The sequence below is a fragment of the Thermodesulfovibrionales bacterium genome, assembly GCA_035686305.1.
Lineage (GTDB): Bacteria > Nitrospirota > Thermodesulfovibrionia > Thermodesulfovibrionales > UBA9159 > DASRZP01.
In genome coordinates this window covers 16,740-37,328 of sequence record DASRZP010000052.1, presented here as the reverse complement: position 1 = coordinate 37,328, position 20,589 = coordinate 16,740, and the positions used below count along the sequence as shown (strand labels likewise).

The following is a 20,589-nucleotide window of genomic DNA, read 5'->3' as shown; positions in this document are numbered from 1 at the left end:
ATATTCATGAAAGCCGGGGATGATGACGAAATCTCTCCGGCTTTCATTCTCAACACTTCTCTCAATACAAAAGAGAAAAGAAAGATATCATGAATAGACTGAACCTGAATAAGACCGAAGGCTTCACCCTGATCGAACTTCTGATCGTTGTGGCGATCATCGGCATCCTGGCGGCGATCGCAATTCCAGGCTATATAGGCATGCAGGAGAGGTCGAAGAAGGGTTCAATCATAAGAGCCGCTTCCTCTGCCGAGCCGGAACTCCAGGCGTGGCTCCATTCGTCCCTGAAGTCAGGCGTTGCCGTAAGCTGGAGGGAGACCGATACAAATGGAGACACCGTAATAGATGTGAATGACATGATGAATTCCCAATTGGCGACGGCTGGAGTTTGCGCAACCTATGTCGCGGCACAGACTGGTCCGCCTCCTGCAAGGAATCTTAAGTCACCATGGAACCCAGCAATTGGCCTATGGTCTGTTGCCGCCGGAAATGGCCAGATAGCTTGCGTACAGGCAAACCCAACCGGCTCTATCACGCTCACGGTTCAGGACAATAGCGGGCTGGTGATACATCAAAAGGTCATAACTTCCGACTGAAGAGAGGATTGCATATGCGGCATACTAAGTACATCATGAGAATCATGGCTGGGGGGCATATGGACGAAAGAGGGTTTACACTGGTCGAGCTTATCATTGTTATAGCAATCATTGGTATTTTGGCCGTCATTGCTATTCCCGCTTACATAGGCCAGCAAAAGAGCGCTTCAAGAAACGAGGCATACGCGAATCTTCAGAACCTCAGACTTCTCGAAGAACAGTTTTTTGCCGAAAATGGAAATTATACCGCCTCCCAGGGAACCTGCGCCAAGGATAACACTGCCGCCAATAACACACTGATCCAGGCGGTGCTGCCGCGCTTTTTGCCGGGCAGCGGACAGATTTACAGCTACTGCATAGAACAGAACAAGGACGTCAACGGTAATGCGCAAACACCCTGCTTCAGGGCCTCGGCCTTCGGCAATTCGAGCACAAGAGTGAACAATGACGTATTCAGGATAGACTGCAATAACAACAGGACCTTCTGATCTCCTTTCTTCTCATCCCTCTCCCTCCCATGCCACAAAGCATTTAAAGACTTTGTGGCCTCTCTTTGAATTCAAAAACGCAAAAACCCCAAAGAGCCATCTCTCTGCCGGCGGATGATCCTCCTGACATAGAATGCTATAGATATTGCTACCCTTTCAGGCGCAATGAGCAGCTCATGTCCGTCATCTTCCTATATCCCCCAGGCTTTCATCGTAGTGCACGGCGGAACCGCCGGATATGGTAATGGAGCCACCGATTATGGAGCCGTAAATGCTGCTGCCTCCCGATATCGAGGTATTGGCCTTCGGTGTGTAGATTACGCCATAAAAGGCGCTGCCTCCCGAATAACTTGCGCTTGTGCAGGTCGAAGTCCCATAAATGGTAAGGGTGTGGGGGTTAAGATTCTTGTTCACTATCCCTCCGCCACTTACACTTATGCTGCCGCTGACATAAAGGGTCAACGAACTGCCCTGTGGAATTACTATCTGCGCACTTCCTGAAACCGTCATGTTGCCCGTCACGTACAGCGTCACATTGCCGTTAATGGCGCCCATGCCACTTCCGCTGAGATTGATCGCGCTCACCCGGTATGTTCCTGACGTCAGCGTTGCACCGTTTGTAAAACTCGTTGATGTTCCTCCTCCAGGGTCCGTCACCGGCGTCATACTCTTGGCAGAGTTCAGGGCGCCTTTGGAACCATAGATTATAGAGCCGCCGCTTGTGACTATGGCTTTCGTTTGATTCCCTCCTGGACCGACGAGCACATCTCCATAGACCAATGCCCCACCACTCAGATTGATCGCACCATTTGCGACCGAATTCGTCCCGACGGATCCGTTCAATCCGTGCACTCCGCTATAGGAGCCCTTCGAGGAATCATAACTGTCCACATATCCTGCGGAAATATTCACACCCGTGACGCCAAAAACACCAAAGTTCCTCGCAAAGGTTGCACTGATCGTATGGTTTGCCGTAACATTCGTGAATGTGTAGGAAGAGAGAGGTCCCTGTGAGACACCATCCACAGACACACTCACAACATGATAACCCGCATTCGCCGTAACTATGAATGATACAGTCTCATTGTAACTTACTGTTTGGGGAGTCCATGGGCTTATGGCTCCTCCGGTACCTGCTGACGGAGTGATAGTGAATGTGAGCATTGTCCCTGTAAAGTTCCGCCCCGTTACGTTTCCGCCGCTCATGTTCAGCGAACTGCTTGTCGGGGTGAAGGTATAATCCGTCTTGCTTGGCGTCACGGTGTAGCTGCCATTTACCAATCCGGTAAACGCATAATTGCCCGACAAGTCGGTGGTTGTTGTTGCAGATGTCCCTCCACTCAGGGTCATCGTCACTCCTGATAGCGGACTTCCTCCGGATGTGACACTACCTGAAATCGAAGCGGTAGCCGTCCCGCTCAGTGTCACAGAGACACTTGGCGTGGCGGGATCACCCGAAGGTATGGAGAGTGTCGCACTCTTCGATCCTGTCGATGTCGGTGAGAATACAACCTGAAGCGTGCAGGTTTTGGAAGGGATCAGGGTATGTCCCGAGCAGGAGTCCTTCTGTCTGATAAACTCAGAGGCATCCGTCCCCGAAATGGTGATTGCACCTATGGCAAGATCCTCCATCCCCCTATTCGAAATGGAGAGTGTCTGCGCCTGCGACGATCCTCCAACAGCCAACCCGCCGAAGTTCGCAGCATTGGGGCTGACTGATACATGTGGCGCATTGGTCGATGGTACCCAGAGCTCCTGCAATGCGTAGTAGAGAACCCTCGTTTCCGTGGTGTCCTGACCTGAAGAGCCCGCTTTGGTCCGCATGATCCCCCACCATTCCTCATTGTCATACCCGTCGGGGCTGGGGCTCATGGCATAGCCGCAAGAACTCTGGAGCGCAGAGTTATTATCAGGGCATCCGGGGTCGGTGGAATGCTTCCCTTTCCACCACTCATCAGAGTATTCCATGATCGAGCCGCCGATACAAACATCAGAATTTGCCTTTATCTCATTCCACAAGGCCTCAGCATACGTCGCCTGATAGGGAGTGCCGATATTTTCATACTCGTCACCGTTGGTATTATCAAAGGCATCTATCCCGTATTCGAGAATCGCCAGCGGTTTTGAGCTCGAAGCCTTGAAGTCTTTGAAGAGCGTGCCGAAAGTATTCCCCCGGTACACGTTTGCGCCCCACACGTCAATTGACGGAAGGGCAGCGTCATAAGCGGAAATGGTGGAAATGAGACTGCGGTCTGCGAGCGCTACGGTCACGGGATGGAACATACTTCCTTCCTCAGCATGCGCCTCCGCTGCCATCTCGTTGATAAGGCTGAAGAGGTTACTCAATTTTCCTCCATACATCAAGGCGGCATTCAGGTCGTTTCCTATTGCCCACATGAGAATGGCCGGGTGGTACTTATGTGCCGCCACCATTGCTCTGAAATTCGCCTTAAGCTGCTGTCTGACATTATTCGGTGATTGAGGGTCGATATCAAACCCGGGGTTAATCCAGTAACCGGCGATTATATAAATGGGAGTTACGCCACCGTTATATGCACTGTCCAGAAACTCATGGTGGTCGGCCGTTCGGTCCCATGTCCAGAGGCGCAGTGTATTGGCTCCCATCTGTCTCAGAAGCGGAAGATCTCTCGAATAGATGCTTTTCTTCGTGGACGTGAAATAATCTCCATAAGGCGGCGCCGCTTCAGGGTCATCTCCTATAGGCACTGGTGAGTAGACTACGCCTTTTATAGTAAATGGATCCCCATTGACCAGCAACTGTCTGCCGCTTGTCGCAACGCTTGTCGGCTCTCTCTTGTAAACCATGACCGTGATCCCCGTTCCTGGCACTTCCACGTTGCCCGCGCTATCGGTGGCCCGTGACATGATAGTGTAGATGCCGTCCGCAGGGACGGCCCATCCGTAACTCCATGCGGTTGCGCCTGTTGCGATGTTCCATGTCGCCCCGCCGTCTGTCGACACCTCCACTTTCTGGACCGAGATCCCTGCGTCGAAAGCGGTGCCCGTAACCGTGATCATTGCCCCCATCATTGTCGGTCCGCCTGATGGCGTTGTAATGGAAGAAGCGGGAGGCGTGGTATCAATCGTCCATGCATAGTTTGCAGGCGTCACTTCCTGATTGCCCGCTGCGTCCGTAGCCTTTACCGAGAAGGTGTGTGGACCATCAGTCAAACTCACGTAGTTCATCTGACTTGCGCAGGCTGAGTCGCTCCCGCCATCGAGCTGACACTGGAAAGTCGAGGCCGCCTCATTTGACGTGAAACTGAAGCTTGCCGAAGTATTGTCTGTCGGATTATTCGGCTTGCCGGTTATTGTCGTGACTGGAGGTGAAGTGTCAACAACTATGCATGCCGGTATATTACTGGAAGTGTTACCCGCGGCATCGGAAGCAGTGACTGTTATATTGTTGTCTCCTTCCGCCATATTCGCCACTGTAACAGACCACGCAGTCGGCGTAGGATAGTTAACCGCGCCGACACTTGCTGTTTGACACGCGACGTTCACGGTTGCCCCAGCCTCCACGGTCCCTGTCAATGTCTGGCTGGTCTTGTCTATCGGGCTCGTTACGGGATCGATCGTGACACTAGGTGGTCTAATATCATATATCACGTTCCTTTGCACTATGGTCTCATTGCCGGCTTCATCAACCCCTCTGACGTATATCTGGTAAGTCTTTTCCGTCGGGAAGGTGACGAACTCCTGGAATTGGCCGCTTGTTACGTCAGGCTTGTAAACATTTCCGTCCGTCGTTATGGTAACGGCAACTGTCGTGAGATCCGAAGTTTGTCCCTTTATCATGATCGTTGCTCTGTTCGTCACAATGTCCTGAGGGGGCTCCGTGACGGAAAGCGAGGGATTCTGGTCGTCAAAGGTGACTGTCCTCTTTTCCGTAGATCTGTTATCCGCTCGGTCCTTCGCCGTCACCTCGATTGTGTTGATGCCGTATGTCAGGGGTACGGAAAGAGTGAAGGCAATGCTGTCCATGACTGCCGGAACCGGATCTGAACCGTTTATGCTTACGACAACCGTTGACTGTTCATCCACAGCTCCGGTGATATCGACAGACGGTTGTTTTGTCTTCAGGTTGTCGGGAGGGGTCGCGATGATGATCATAGGCGCCGTGCGATCGAGATTGATCGTCCTCGTATCCTTTGTTTGGTTCCCTGCCAGGTCTGTGGCCGTCACGACGACTGTATTCAGCACATCCTGAAGGGTCAACGCATAGCTGAAGGTCCCGTCGGTGTCTATCGTTACAACTGTTCCATTGACGGTGAGTTGCTGAATGCCGTTGTCATCCGTTGCTTTGCCCGATACATTCAATAGCTGGTTCCTCGTCCAGCTGCCGTCTGCCAGGGTCGACACGGTCAATACGGGCGAAGTTGCATCGAGGATTATGGAGGCGCTGTGTGGCGTCGTGTTGGAAGCTCCTAAGCTGTCTTCATACCAGACATAGACTGTCTTATTGCCGTCTCCCGATGACAGCGTCCAGGCCTTTATCGGTGCATAATCCTCCCACGCCGTGCACGCACTCGTGTTGCTCAGGCACATCTTCGCCACCCCGCCGCCGGTGCCTGTGGCATTAAGGGAAAGCGTCACAGCCGTCGTTGTGGTGTAAGCAGCCCCATTATTTATGGTTACGCTCCCTGTGGGAGGAGCATTGTTCACGTCTATTGTTATCGTTATGGAGAATGGCTGACTGGTATTACCCGCCTCATCGGTCGCCCTGAAACCGATACTATGGGTTCCGTTATCTGCAGAGGTCGGCGCCCATGTCGTTTTGTATCTCCCTCCGGATGGATTTGACACAGGCAGGACACTCCATGCACCTTTGTCGATCTGGTATTCAACCCTGTCTACGCCGGATGCATCGTCCGTGGCGGTAACGGATATGTCGAACTTTGCATTGTAAGAGTTGCCCGCCCGAGGAGAGTTGATGCTCACGAGAGGCGGTGTTCCGTCTTTGACAGCAAAGGAAGTGGTTGCTACGGTCTTTGTGGTGCCCTGATGAATATACTGAAGCACAGCGCCATAAGTCTTCAGTGCATAGCCCTGTGTCGGGAATGTAGCCTTTCCGCTCTTCGCGCCATTCTTCAGGAGGTCAAAACTCTCGTGGTGAGACGCGAGGATCGTCTGCGTTTCAAGGTCTGTAATGAGAAGATTGATAGACATACCGCTGACATCGGCATTGCCGATATTCTGAACCGCATAATCGGCCTCGGCGGTATTGCCATAAATGACGACAGCGGGCGTGACCGCCACACTGCCGGTAATGACTGACGAGCCGCTTATCTTGAAGGATCCAGACGTGCTCAGGATTCGTTTGTCAGAAATATAAATATCTACAGAGGCGCTGTAATCGCCGGGCAGACTGAGACCGGTGTTCCAGGTGGAACTCAAGGTCGCTAAGGCCCCGGGCAGAAGATTGGCAATGCTCTTATCCTCAGCGAATAAGACATTGCCTGAGGCGTCGGAAACTTTCATTGTTGCCTTAAGGTCAGGGATAACATAATTCTTCCCGTTGTTCTTGATACTGACGCCTATCAAGACGTCCTCTTTTGAACCATATACCGTCTTGTTCGTTACAAGAGAGGAGTCGAGGTTTATGTCAGGAAGTATCGTAAAGGGAACGATGTTTTCGGCTATGACAGATGTTCCGTCCGTCAGGGACGTATGGACCCTATAGGGGCCTGCATAGGTCGGACCGCTGTTCCAGAGAAGGCTGTAAACCTGGGATGAAGCATAGGGCAGACGTAAGGTCCTCTTATCGAACAGTGTTACCTGATGCCCGCCTGCATCCTCGATCAATGTTGTAATGGTAGCGTCTTTATCAATGCCGCTGTTCTTGATGTCAACAAGGATCTTCACGTCCCGGCTGCTCGTGTACTGGTCGGAATCGAGGGTCGTACTCATGGCTATCCCCTCTTTTTCCGCAACGGAGAACTTCTTGATGGCCACGTTGTTCGTCTTGTCGCGCTCGATGATTGCATTTGTGGGGTCGGCTGCAACAACGATCTTGATCTCACCCGATCTGCCCGCCGTATCAAGGTTAAAACTTATAGATCGGGACGAGCCAGCAGGGATGGATGAGATGATATCCGACTTCAACAGGCTCACATTGCCCTGGGAGTCCCAGAGATAGCCGTTCACGGTGACATTGCTCCCGTCGCCCGTGGCCGCGTTTCTCACCGTCGCCGTTACAAGCCCTGTCTGTCCCACTACGGGGTACGGCGGATATATCGTAATGTCCTCCTCTGTTACCACAAGGTCGGGCAACAGACTTGTGTCATAAACCACGGACACAGCGTCGGAGGTCGGGCCTTGATTGCCCGACCGGTCTGTTGCCGAAGCAGTGAAGCTGTTTTCCCCGGGTTCGAGTTTCACTGAATCAAAGCTGAAATGGCCCCTGAGATAAGCCACGGTGACTGCCCCCTGATCCCCGATATAGGATATCGCCCCTTCCCTTGCCCAAGCCGGATTATCAAGCCTCAGCAGGCCCTGCTTGAGCAGCATTGCGTCGCCTGAGCTGTCAGCGGCGATGATCCAAAGGGATAGGCTGCCGTTTGTCTCATACCTTGTAAAGAGGATCAGAGCTCCGTCCGGTGACCAGAGAGGGGTAAGTTCGTCAACTGCCAGGCTTGTGAGTCGCGTCACTTTTTTGGTTTCCCTACCGACGAGGGCAACATCTGAATTGCCGTTTCCGGTCGTTACATACGCAAGCCTTTTGCTGTCCGGTGACCAGTCGAGGGAATATCCATCTGTCTGGCTATCGACAAGGACGGACTGTCCGGTCACACTATCAAAGAGGGAGAGCCCGCGGGAATCGAAGTATGCCACGCTCAAGCCGTCCCGGGAGATCTTCTGATTGCCGTAGGAGTCGCCAGCCGCCACTTCGATGATGCTGCCCAGAGCGAGGTCCTTGATCCTTACCGCTTGGGAGTTTGCGTCGCCCGTGATAAAGGAGATCATCGACCCGTCTTGAGACCATGACTGAGCGTATTCATACAGGCTTGCATCGCCCGTGAGCGGCGAGGACACGGCCGTATTGACATCATACAGGCGGATGTGGCTGCCGGAAGCGTCGTATCCTATGTAAGCAATCGTCTTTCCGTCTGGAGACCACACGGGGTTGTAGCCCTGACTGTCTATCTGAACGGGGCTGCCCGCTGCAAGGTTCTTTGTCCATACCGAGCTGTTCTGACAGTAGACGAGGGATTTCCCATCTGGAGAGAGGGAGACATCCGAGATATCGCCGCCCGGGAATTCCTGGAAGGCGTCGTTTTCGAGAGCGACTGCTTGTGCAACGGCAATGCCGTTTCTGAAAAGCTCCACAGTTGACGCGGGCTCAGAGCTCCCCGAAATCTCCGTGCTGCCGCCGGCAAGAGTGGCAGGGACTCCCTGCAAAGCCGGGAAAGAAAGGACGGGCTTTGACGGCGCATTTGTGTCGACGGGTGTCCCCCTTGCCTCTGAAGAATACGCACTTTCGTTGCCCACGCCGTCAACTGCGGTCGCGACAAACCAATAGGTGACGCCGTTCTTCAGACCTGTATCAAGATACGATGTGCTGCCCGAGGAAGAGGCGCCGACCTTTGCGTAGGGGCCTCCTTGCGTTGTGCCGCGGTAGACATTGAAGGACGAGGCGAGGCCTCCCGGGTACACCCATGACAGGCTGAGAGAGGCGCCTGCCGGCACTGTGCTCACCTTGAGATTCTGAGGAGGCTGAGGTGGGGCCATCTCCACCTGAGCCGATGCCTCATGAGAGGGCAGGCTCTCGTTGCCCGTCTTATCCTCCGCTGTCACCTGGTATGTGTAGGTGCCGTTGGTCAGGTTTGAGTCGGTGTACGTGGCGCTCAACAGCAGGGAAGAATTCATCTTCGTCCATCCCCGGGAAGTCATCCTGTAGACGTAATAGCCGGCGAGATCCTTCTCGGTGTTTGGGCTCCAGATAAGGCCGACACTCGAAGCAGTCGCTTTCGCGATCAAATTCTGCGGAGTTGCAGGAGGCGTCACATCCCCCACTGCTGCCTGGGCCGCGCTCGGCGGACTTTCGAAACCGTAGTAATCGACGGCGGTAAGAGTGTAATTGTAATTCCCATCGTGGAGATTCGTATCCTGGTACTGTGTCTCGGTTATCGGGTTTTCCTTGAGAATGCTAATCTCCGAGAGCCAGACCTGTTTCGAATAATAGGCGTCCGTTGTGTCGGAAATGGCAATCCTTATCTTATCAGTCCTGTAAGAAGGACCGAAGTCAAAACTATTGTCCTTCTCCGCGTTACCCTTCACGCTGCCTTGGGTGATCCACGCATAGCCGGACCAGACCTGTACCTCAAAGTCTCTGCCCGCATAAAGATTCCCTGCCTGATCCCACGGGGGTCCCCAGTGAAGATCGATATGCGTAATGAGTTCGGGAGACGGCAGGTCGACCTCGAAGCAGAGCGGCTCAAAGACGCCGTTTCCGAAGGGTGAGGACCAGTATGTTCCTGGATCCCCGTCAATGGCATGTGACGGAGGATTGTACGGATCGGAAGAAGACGCGGTCATGTTCGACGGAACGATAGCCGAGTCCGCATTTACCTTTGTCCCGTTCCTGTAAAGGTTGTAACCCGAAAGGTTCGACTCAGTGTTTGCGCTCCAAGCAAAGCCTACATCGAATGCGTTGACAGACGCGGTGAAGCCCGTCGGCGCGGCCGGCGGGTCATCGGAGACGACTACGACAGGGTCCGAGGCCCTGCTGCGGTTGCCCGCACTGTCTGTCGCCTTAACCGTGATCCTGTTTTCTCCCAGGGTCAGGCTTGCGGCCGCAAAAGTGAAGTTTCCCTGCGCATCCGCATTCACCATCCCGCCCGATGCGGAGCCCTGCGATGTCTCATTGAAGACCTCAACCACGGAGGACGCAGGCGCATCACTTCCCTGCACCTTCAGGGTCTTTTCCTTGGTCGGCGTGTAAGGCTGCCCGAGGACCGGTGCATAGACATGAGCATCCGCTTTGTTGGAAGGTTTGCTCTCAAAGCTCGAAGTGTTGGTCGCGGTGATGATATATGCATAAAATCCGTCCGCAAGGCCCCTGTCCTGATAGGTCACGGAAGGGGCGTCCACCGTCCCTGCCTTCGCGGTTGTCGCCCCTGATGTCCTGTAGACGGTATACCCTTTGAGGTCATTCTCGGTGTTCGCGGTCCAGGTAAGCGTAACCGTGCTCCCATCCGCATGCGCCGTGAGGCCCTTCGGCCCATCGGGAGGCGTCAAGACGGCATAGGTAAGCGTGATCGCCGTGGGCGAAGGATCGGTTTTTCCTCCCAGGTCGGTTGCAATGGCCCTTACATTGTAGTTTCCATAGGCGAGACCGAGGGCTGCAGGGTCGAGATAGACGGAATAAGGAGCCTTGCCGAGAACTGCGCCGAAGTTTGTCCATGCGGAATCAAGGGCCTTCTTGTACTGGAACTGTACAGCCGCGATGTCCAGGTCGGCTGTGTTGGCAATGATGAGTATCTTGTTCTGAAACTTCGTCCCGTCCGGAGGATCGCCGATGATCATGTGAGGAGGATGGGTGTCGATATTCACCTCGATGACATTGGACTGGCCGCTCATGTTGCCCGCCTGGTCCATGGCCGTGAGATGGTACCGGAATTTCCCATCGGGCACCCCTTTGTCCAGATATGCGGCGACGTTCAAGAGATAGGGTTTCAGATCTCCCACCACAATGCCTTTTGCATTAGCGATCTGCCCATTCCGGTAAAGGAGATACCCTACGAGGTCAGACTCGCCGTCGGCCTTCCACGTAACAGTTACATCAGACCCGTTTGCGATTGCTGAGATGAGAACAGGGGGTGCAGGGGACGTATTATCGACCGTGACAGAGACCAACTGGGTGTTGACGTTTCCGGCAAGGTTCTCCGCCTCAAGCTTAAGAGAATAGACGCCCTCGGAAAGACCGAGCGTGCTCCACTGGGCGAGAAGACCGTATGAGATCGGTACAGGGGAAGTCCTTAAAACGTTCCATGACGACGGGGCAGCTCCCTGTCCCACGGAAACCCGGTATTGCTTGAAATCAGTTGAACTGTACGCGGTGCCTTTGATGTCCACGAGTCCGCTCACCCTTGACCCGTCCTGTGGTGAGCTCATCTTCGCGTCAGGGGGTGTGAGGCCGATTCTGAGTTTCACATCGTTTGAGGGTTTGCTTTCGTCGCCCGCCAGATCGACGGCGGTAACGGTATAGACATAAAGACCGTCCTTGAGCCCTGCATCTAAATAAGAGAGATCCTTTATCACTGCCGTGTTCAGCTTCCCGCCGTCGCGGTAAAGGTTATACCCGGAAAGATCCGGCTCGGTATTCTTCGTCCAGGTGAGTCTCGATCCCGATCCGCTCTCCACGGTTCCGGAAAGGACCGGAGGCGCCGGGGGATGGGTGTCGACCCTGACCGTGACCTTAGTATCCGACTTATTGCCTGCCTTGTCGGTCGCGGTCAGCCTGATGCAGTAATCGCCATCAGGGGGAAGGAATTGCCAGGAAGCTAAAACCTCGTCTTTCACCGCCGCTGTCGAGGTCTTCAGTGAGCCCCACTTAAATGCGCTTGCGCACCGAGCCTCAGAGAATTCGACGGTGTATCCGTCAAGGTTCGGATCGAACGCGGTCCCCCTGATATCGACAGGTTTTGTGACATATCCACCATCAGGAGGGAAGGTTATCGAGACGTCAGGGGGATTATTGTCGACGATGACCTTGACCCTGGCCTCACCAGTCAGCTCCACCTTGTCTTTCGCAAAAAGCGAAATGGTGTAGAACCCATCGGGAATGCCGTCGCTTTTGCCGACCTTCCAGGTGAAGAGCGGAGAACTAGCCGGCAAAGTGTTCCCTCCTAGAAGTTCGGTCCACTGCTGCGGGTTGTCTCCAAGGCCGTACCGCAGGCTGAATGAGTCAAGGTTCCTCTCGACGATCGAGCCGGCAACGGTGATGACATTCTTGTTTGTGCCGTAAAGCTCTCCGGCTGAAGGCGCGGCAATCATGACCTTTGGAGCAGTCCTGTCTATGGTGAAGGATATGTTCTTCTCAGCCTTGTTTCCGGCGAGGTCGGTTGCTGTCACTCCAAGAGTGTAGTTCCCCTCATTCAGGCCGCTCATAACGCCGAAGGCGTAGTTCTCCCTGTTTTGGTTCCCATGATCGAAGACAGCCATGCCGCCGTCACCGGTCAGATTTACAGAGTATTCGAGAAGGTTCGCGTCCGTGATGGTCCCATTAACCGGCACATCGTCTCTGAAATAGGAATTCATAAGCGGCTGCGCCACCGCTGTCGCGGGCGGAGAAGTATCGACAATCACCGTTATACTCTCGTCCTCGACAACTGCAGGATTTGATGACAGGGCCGCATGCAGCTTGACCGTATAGACCCCTTCCGGCACCGTCGTTCCCGTGCTGTCCTTGCCGTCCCACGAAAGAGCGTTTGCGCCAGATAAAGGCGTAGCGAACGCATAGATTTTTCTCGGAGAACCTGCGGCGTCGAGCATATCGATCTCAACAAGGCAGGAATCGGTGAGACTGTAGCCGACTGCGGCGGTGTCGAGCACGCCGTCGTTGTTAGGAGAGAAGAACCTCGGGGTCGCGCTAAGGTCCTTGACCAGGGTCTTCCTCTGAGTGAGGTCGACCGTAACCATAACGACATTCTTATTTTCAATACTGTCGGTTGCGGTAAGCCTCAATGTCCATCTTCCGTTAAGGCCGAAGGTGTTCCAGGAGCCGAGAACATTGTCACGAACAGGAACAATGTTTGATGAAACGGTAATCCACGTATCAGGGTTGTCTCCCTGTCCGGCTTCTAGGATGTAGCCTTTGAAATGAGGATCATCGGCTGTGCCTCTGACATCGATGATGTTCCCGGAAGGACCTCCGAAGTTCGGATAGGAAATGACAGCTGTCGGCGAAGTATTGTCGACCTCAACCCGAATCCATTTCTGCGTCGTATTGCCGCAGGAATCGTTCGCTACCACCATGAGGGCATAAGGCCCGTCAGGCACGACACCGCTTGAATCGTCCTTTCCGTCCCACGACATGGAATTGCTGCCGCCAGCGGACCGCAGAGACGAGGCGATAGTCCTGATGGGCGTGGGGCCCAAAGTGTATGAGCCGTCTCTTTCTTGAGTCAGCCCAAATACCATCACATCAATGTTTGCGGCTTTGCTCAGACCCCAGCTCACGATTACATCATCAAAGTACCCGTCCCCGTTCGGAGAAAATACCGCCTTGTCCTCGCCCAGGACAGCCTCAACAGGCCGATCGATCGAGAAGCTCTGAAACGCACAACCCATATTACCGGCTTCATCCACGACCTTCAGTCGTATCGAGAACTCACCGTCAGCAGAAAGTCCGGAGTTGACACTTTCCGTCACATCCCATACCCCGAGCCGGCCCTGTCTGGAACCGTAGCCTATCATCAGATCTCCAACCTTCCCACGTCTGGTCGACGCGGGCGTCCATACTATAGGAGAAGTCCCAGCCCCGTAAAATAGTTGATATTTGTTTACCGAGATATTATCGCTGATTGCTCCCTCGATAGGGATGCCGAGCCAGCTGCCGGATAAATCGGATATCTTAATGGCGCAGATTGAGGCTGAAGGGGCCGGATAGGTTATCTTCGCGGACGGAAGCGCGCGGTCCACCGTAATGCTATTCTGGGCCGACACTTCCTTTACGGTGTTGTCATCCGAATCAAGGTAGGACAGAACAGCCCTTACAGGATAGTTCCCCTCCGGCATCGCTGCTGTGTCGACTGTTACCGCGCCATAAGTTTCAGAGGTGAGGTCAAATTGCCCGAGAAGCCTCACGGACCCATCCTGTCCGTCCATGTAATACTTTAACGTCTTGAGAGACGCGTTCGAAATTGCACCGTTAATCGTGGCGCCGAGCGACGCCTTGCGTGACACGTTGCCGCAGTCGGCTTCGGGGTAACCGACTGAAAGGTCGATTCCCCATTCCTGTACACAGGGATATCCTCCTTGCGCCGCATATGAAGTCTCGCTGGTTCCGACACCTATCATTTTTATGAGGTAATGAAAACCCGCTTGAATGTAAGGAAGAGGAAGAGGGAAGTTCCCCCTCGGCACCCTGTCTCTTTTGGCCGTATCAAAAGAGGCATATTTCGTCCAATCGGCATATCGACTGTCCCATGCGGAATACTGCGGACTCCGATCGCTCTTCACCTGGAATTCCAGAGACGTCAGGTCTTCGAAGAGACTGTTTGTTCCATAGGCATTGCCGTTCTTGTCGCAGTTGATCCCAAAGGACTCTGTGAAAGTAACAACATTTGAATAATGCTCCTGGCCGAGAACGTCGACGGCTCTTATCCTCATTCCCCCTATCTTAGTCATGTGGAGACCCGAGTCGTTCCACGTCAGACTTATCTCCCCGGGCTGCGGGTTATCCACAGCGGGCGTGTCGATCCATTGTCCCCCGTATGAATACTGAACGTTCATACTCGTGATCGGCAGCCTTATTGTGTTCAGGACTCCTATGCCATGGGTCCCGCTGCTTTTCAATGTAACAGCGTTCAGCGCTCCTCCTGGGCAGGCATCAAAGAGAAAGACAGGCTCTACATCTACGTGGAGTATGTACAGTGTCTCCTCAGGGAACCTCGAAGTCACGGTCTTCCTGTTGCCCGCGAGGTCTTCACCCTTGATCCTCAGTGTTTTTCCGACGAGCATCCCGATTGAGTCATCATTAAATGTCGTGATCACTGCGTCCTGTGCGGGGTTCAGAATGGGCTTGCCGTCTGCGTCGCTTGCAACGACCTGATTTGAGCCGCTTTGCAGCGAATACCACTGCTGAGGGTTGTCCCCCTCACCGTATTCGATGACCCAGTTCTTCAGGTTCTTATCAAAAACATGGCCCATGACATTGACAGACATTTCAGAAGAGCCCTGGTCACAGTGAAGCAGTTGCCTGATATTCCTTATAGCCACACTCGCATCAGGCGGCGTGGTGTCGACTTCGACGAAGAACTCGTAACTGAATACCTTGATCTTGTACTTGCCGTCTGCTACGATCTTGCCTGATTCGTCTTTCCCATCCCAGGTCATCGAATCGAGTGTGTAAGCCGAATAGTCCTTATGGATCTTCCGGACGAGATTGTCAGAGCCGTCATAAATGGTAAACTCCAGGTGCACAGGCTCAACGACTGTGTAGCTCAGGTTGACACTGTCCTTTAATCCGTCTCCGTTGGGGGAGAAGATGTCTGCAGATTTGTAGAGGTTCGTTATGCTTGTCGAAAGGCCCCAGGAGACCCTCTTGATGTTCTCCTTGACATTGCCCGCCTTATCCGAAACGGTCAGCTTTACAAGGAAGGTGCCTTCATGTGGTGGGACCCACATGGTGAAGGTATCGTCAAGGACGGGGACGCTTGAAGGTGGGGAGATGAGATTCCAGAGGGTCGGACTATTCGCATCGGCATAATCTATTCTGAAACTTTCGAAGTTCAAGTCAGCAGCAGTACCGCTAAGGACCACGGCCGATTTGTCCTTGGTTGCCCTGAGGTCAGCGGTCAGGTTCATGAGCGAACTGATCGCCCACAGGTCAGCAGAAGCCCTGCCGTAACAGGCACTCGAGGGGTCCACAGGCTCTTCATACGTTATTTCGTCTCCCAAAGGTGAAACTGAGGCAAGCAAGCTGCCTGAACCTTGTGGACTACCATATATCTGCGCCACTTCCGCCGTCTCGGAGTTAACGACGAAGATCTTATCATTACTGTCTCCCAGCACAATATGTACTCCGTCAGGCAACCAGTCCATGGAGTCCGGATGCTGCAGCGCAATAGAGACCTCCTTCAAGGAAGCCAGATCGACTACCATGAGCAACGGCACTGCCTGCCGGGCGTCACCGCATCCTCCCTTCTCGATATAAGCCACCTTCTTTCCGTCACGAGACCATGTGATCTGATCTATTGCACTATAGCAGTATCCGGATGTGAAATCATGGCTGTAATAAACATTGGCGGCCGTATCTGCGACAGTGAGACGGGCGGTTCGGGATTGACGATAAGGCTCAGCATACGCCACAAGGTTTCTGCCGGGCGACAAGGAAAAGGTGTTCAGGCTGGCTGTCAGTCTCTTGGGATTGCCACCCTCTGTAGTGTCGATGAGCCAGAGATTACTATCCCCTGTATTCGAGTCATAGGCGGAAAGCACGACTTTTTGATTGGTCATCCAATCTGCCGACCCTATATCACCACGAATCAGAGGCGATAAGGAGATGTCCCGTCTGTTACCGGAGGGATCGGAGGCCCTCATTCTGGGGACATAGTTCCCTTTTGCATCAAGGTCATAATATGCATAAACCATATTCCTGCCGTTGTCCGGCCAAGACAGCCATTGCAGGTCGATCCAGGCAAGACCTGAGTCAATCTTTATCTTCCCTGCGCCGTCTTTATTGACCAGCCAGAGATCAGTACGGTATGTGTCCTGACTGTAGAAGGAATAAACAAGCCTCTGGCTGTCGGGCGCCCATTTCAGATCAGCGCCATAACTGCTTCTACCGGAGTCAATCTGGATCAGATCTTGCGTGTCTCTGTCAACCGTCCATAACTGGGTCCCCTCGGTCGAGCCCCACTGCCTGTTAACCTTATTCAGTAGAAGAGCGATCTTTGCCCCGTCAGGCGAAAGCGCATAGTTTTCGTAATAGTAATCGTATGTCGGGTCCAGCCCCTGGGTCCATTCCTTGGGGACAAGTCTCGTTATATCTCCCCCGTCGGGCGCCATTGTGTAGAAGCCGGTGGGATACTCCGGCGCATTTGAACTGGGCCATTCTACAAGAAATACGCTTCCGCTCTCATCGGGCAGCCACTGCCAACAACCAAGGTCGGGAAGCATGCAGGTGAGGTTGTTGTTCCGCAGGTACTTCGTGCCTATCGCATCCGAAAGAGGAGACCTGTTGTTGTCCACGGTGACATTGAGGCTCCCGAGGGAAGCGCCATTGCCGTTAACTACCGTGATCTGGTACTGGCCGTCATCGACGACCATGCCGTCATCATTGAGGCCATCCCAGGTCACACTACTGGCTGCGGTGTTCTGCAGATCGTTGCCGGAGAAAGTCCTCACGATTTCGCCTTTCTTATTCACCACGATAACCTTGACCGTCTGGGCCGCATTGAGCCTGAAGAAGAACTGCATGTTGTCTTTGACCCCGTCGCCGTTGGGCGAGATGTACTGTTCCGTCAGCCACAGGTCCGCGTTTTGCACGCCGAAGCTCCTCGATGCGCTGTTGTTGTCCTTGCTCTGCTCGGTGATTGTATTGTTGGGGTCCACGACCACCGTTATCTGGTGGGGGCCGCTCTTCAGGCTGGTGTCATAGCTGAACGTTGCAGTTGCAGCCGAATCACCCGCTATGGAGGCAGTTGTTTGAGAACCGATAACCGATGTTCCTTCATAGGCGGTAAGAAGCACGTTGGAGGCGCCCTGCTCGCCAATGTTCCTGATTGTCGCGGTGATGGAGACGATGTCACCGTCCTTCGGGGCGGGCGGACTAAAGACGATGGAACCCGATGTGATCGTAAGGTCGGGAAGGCTGAGGACCTTAAGCGTCGTAAAGGCGCTGTTGTCGTCCTTCTTGATCTCCTTTATTACGTTATCAAGGTCCACCTGAACGTAAACGATCTTCGTCCCTGCTCCGCTTATGCTCGTCCAGTCGGTGACAACCGTGGCGCTGTCCCCCGCCTTCAGGGCCGGGATGGTCTGGCTCCCGATGAGCACGCCGTCGACCCCGGGGGTGCCGTTGTAAAAATTCACCTTGATGTTCGAGGCAGAGGAGAAGCCGTTATTGGCAACGATGGCGGAGATGTGCGCGTTTCCGCCGTCATTCGCAGGATTAGGGGTAATCGTTATGTCCTTATAGGATACTGTGAGGTTTGGGTCCATCGAACTCCTGACGGTCAAGGGAATGACAGCCTTGTTATTCTCTTTCGATACCTCGGTGAAGGTGTTCAGGGGATCCACGAGGATCGTCAACGGCATGTTGTCCCCTGCTTTGTTCGCCATCCATGTTACTTGATTCGTCACTGACGCGCCCGCCGGGATGTCGATGGTTGTCGTCCCGATATCGATGGGGCTCTGGGGATCGTCGATGTAGTATTTGACCTGGACGTTGTAGGCGTTCAAAGTACCCTTGTTCCTTATCTTCTCGCTTATCGTTACATCGCTGAATATGTCGGCGGGGTTTTGGGACAGCGAGATACCCGAGGACAGGACCTCGAAGTCATATGTTCCCTGGAGGTTCAGAATAACCATGGCCACATTGTTGGCCTTGTTCCATTCCTTGATAATATTGCCCGGGTCTGTGACTACGTGAAATGTATGCTGGTTACCGTCGCTTATCGTCAACGGAAATGTGACCGTCACAGAAGACTGCGCGGGGAATGCGGCGGTTTGCACCCCTATCTTGTTTGCATCCGCTACTGCGCCGTCGTAAAGAGCGACCGTTGCCTGAGGGATATCGGTCATGCCGAGATTGTGCACGACGGCGTTCACCACGATATTCGCCGGGAGGCTGGTTATCGTGGCGGGAACGAAAGTTATGTCTGCAGTCTTTATGGACAGATCCGGATCCACCAGCACCTTCCCGGCAACATCGATCGCAAGGGCGGTCTGGTAAGGGCTCTTGTTCCAGCTTCCATCGCCCGACTGGCTATTGAGAAGATACGTAATGCCGTTATTGAGGCTGTCTTGAGATGCATTAAGTCCTTTAAGCGCCATCACTGCCAGTGCGGTGTCATAGACCGTGCTTGGGCTGTTTCCGAAACCGCCGTCTGGGTTTTGCCTCTGTGTAAGCAAGGTAACACCCTTTGTTATCAGGTCCTCTATTTGATTATTTTGACGGTACTTGCTGAATGCAGTGAGGACATCAGCCGTTGCCTCCACCGTGCTTACTCCGTCCTCTCCTCCCCATCCGCCGTCTCCATTTTGAACGGCTCTTACATATGTTATAGCCTTTGATACGACGGTCGTGTCCGAATAACCGGCAAGCGCAATCGCCTTTAAGGCAAGAGCTGTATCCAGCGGATTACTTAGATAATCTCTGTTGCTACCCCACCCGCCATCGGCATTTTGGCGGGAGAGGATTTCATTCATGAGTGCAGAAGCGTCTTGTCCTCTATTTACTAAGGTCTCTAACTTCCGGGAGAGATAATCAACGTTTTCTGACTCATCGCGGCTGAGCCATTGAAACCCCAGGGAATAGTTCTGCTGCGCGATAGCAAAGTCCTTTATAGCAAAGACCGCTTCAGCCGTATCCCTCTTAACAGTCTGGGCAAGCTCCATCCAACTGCCATCGGTCTTCTGATTCGTCATCAGCCATTTCACGCCGTCTTCAATGTTCAGGGGCAGGGGACGAGGAGTTACCGTTGGCGGGATTATCCCGGGATTTGTCGGGATGCTGTTCTGGAGGGTCGAAGCAACCTCCATTATGCCCTTGCCGTCAGTGAGCACAGAAAATCGAGTTATCCAACCGTTCCGTATATTTTCGATTCCGTATACCTCGTCACCAGTGAAAGTGCCGGGTGATGTTATAAAGATAAAGGCTGTCTTGAACGTCTTTTGAGATTCTAAAGAAGAAGGGATTCTATCTCCCTCGGCAGCTATGATGTCATCGATCGTGATATATCGGAGTCTTCCGCTGATCGTGGCGCCGACTTCGGGCATTCTCGCAGGATCGATTGCGGAGTTGTCGATGAGGAACATGGGGGGAACCTGCGACTTGTCGATAAAACCCATGAGGTAAAGATCAAGGGGACTGTAATACTTCGTCACTGCAATTGACGTGAAGGTGCCGTCTCCATTGTCCTTCCACTGGTTACCGTAAAGGAGCGAGGCGTAGGTGTTCAGAAGAAAGTTCCAGTGCTCCCCATTTTTCCCCAGGAGTGATGTGCTGACAGCGCCTGCGGTGTCTCTGAATTTTACGCGGGCCGCCCAACGGTGTAGGACTTCGTGGGAAAGGGTTGAAAGAGTGTTCTCATACTTCGAGTCACGGGGGTCCGTCACCAGGTTCGAGATATTCCCCATGTCTATCATCCCCTGGAGTTTGCCTTTGCTGCCGAAAAAGGCGGTATTATCGAAGAGCTGTGCGCCGATTCCATGTGTGTCATTCTTGACGCCCAAGTAGAATGCCTTTGCCTCAGCTTCAGGCATCTTGAAATCGAAGTTAGAGAAAATGACCAGGAAGTCGTATTCGTCCTGGTGGGTATGGAAGAATTCCTTTGCAATTGCTGCCCGCGGATTATGGTTTGTCGAGCCATCGGGGTTGTCGGAATCGTAATTCCCCATAACCTCCATAACTGTCACATTGCCGTAGTCACCGATGGTCTTTGCAGTGAAATCCTGAGCGGAAGAGGCGGATAAGATAAATGGAGAAAGAACGAGAGCCGATAGGATATATGCATAGATATTCCTTATGAGCTTAGCACGGTATTGGGTCATTTTATCCTCGCTCCACCATTTCCAATATCGATCCCAAAAGT

Annotated in this window: 3 protein-coding genes; 2 read left to right on the top strand and 1 reads right to left on the bottom strand. The window is 53.4% G+C overall.

Annotated elements, in window-relative coordinates:
* Nucleotides 1–89 precede the first annotated feature (89 nt).
* Both VFG09_06120 and VFG09_06115 read left to right on the top strand, forming a co-directional pair.
* Complete coding sequence (locus tag VFG09_06120) at nucleotides 90–596, top strand: type II secretion system protein (GenBank protein HET6514720.1); 507 nt, start codon at nucleotides 90–92, stop codon at nucleotides 594–596.
* Nucleotides 597–610: 14 nt separating this feature from the next.
* Entirely contained in the window at nucleotides 611–1,084 is a 474-nt protein-coding gene (locus VFG09_06115; GenBank protein ID HET6514719.1) for a prepilin-type N-terminal cleavage/methylation domain-containing protein, read from the top strand.
* Nucleotides 1,085–1,267: 183 nt separating this feature from the next.
* Here VFG09_06115 and VFG09_06110 read toward each other — a convergent pair whose 3' ends face one another.
* Nucleotides 1,268–20,548 carry an Ig-like domain-containing protein gene (locus VFG09_06110; GenBank protein HET6514718.1) on the bottom strand — a complete coding sequence of 6,427 codons (19,281 nt, stop codon included), beginning with the start codon at nucleotides 20,546–20,548 and terminating at the stop codon, nucleotides 1,268–1,270.
* Between the last annotated feature and the right edge of the window lie 41 nt (nucleotides 20,549–20,589).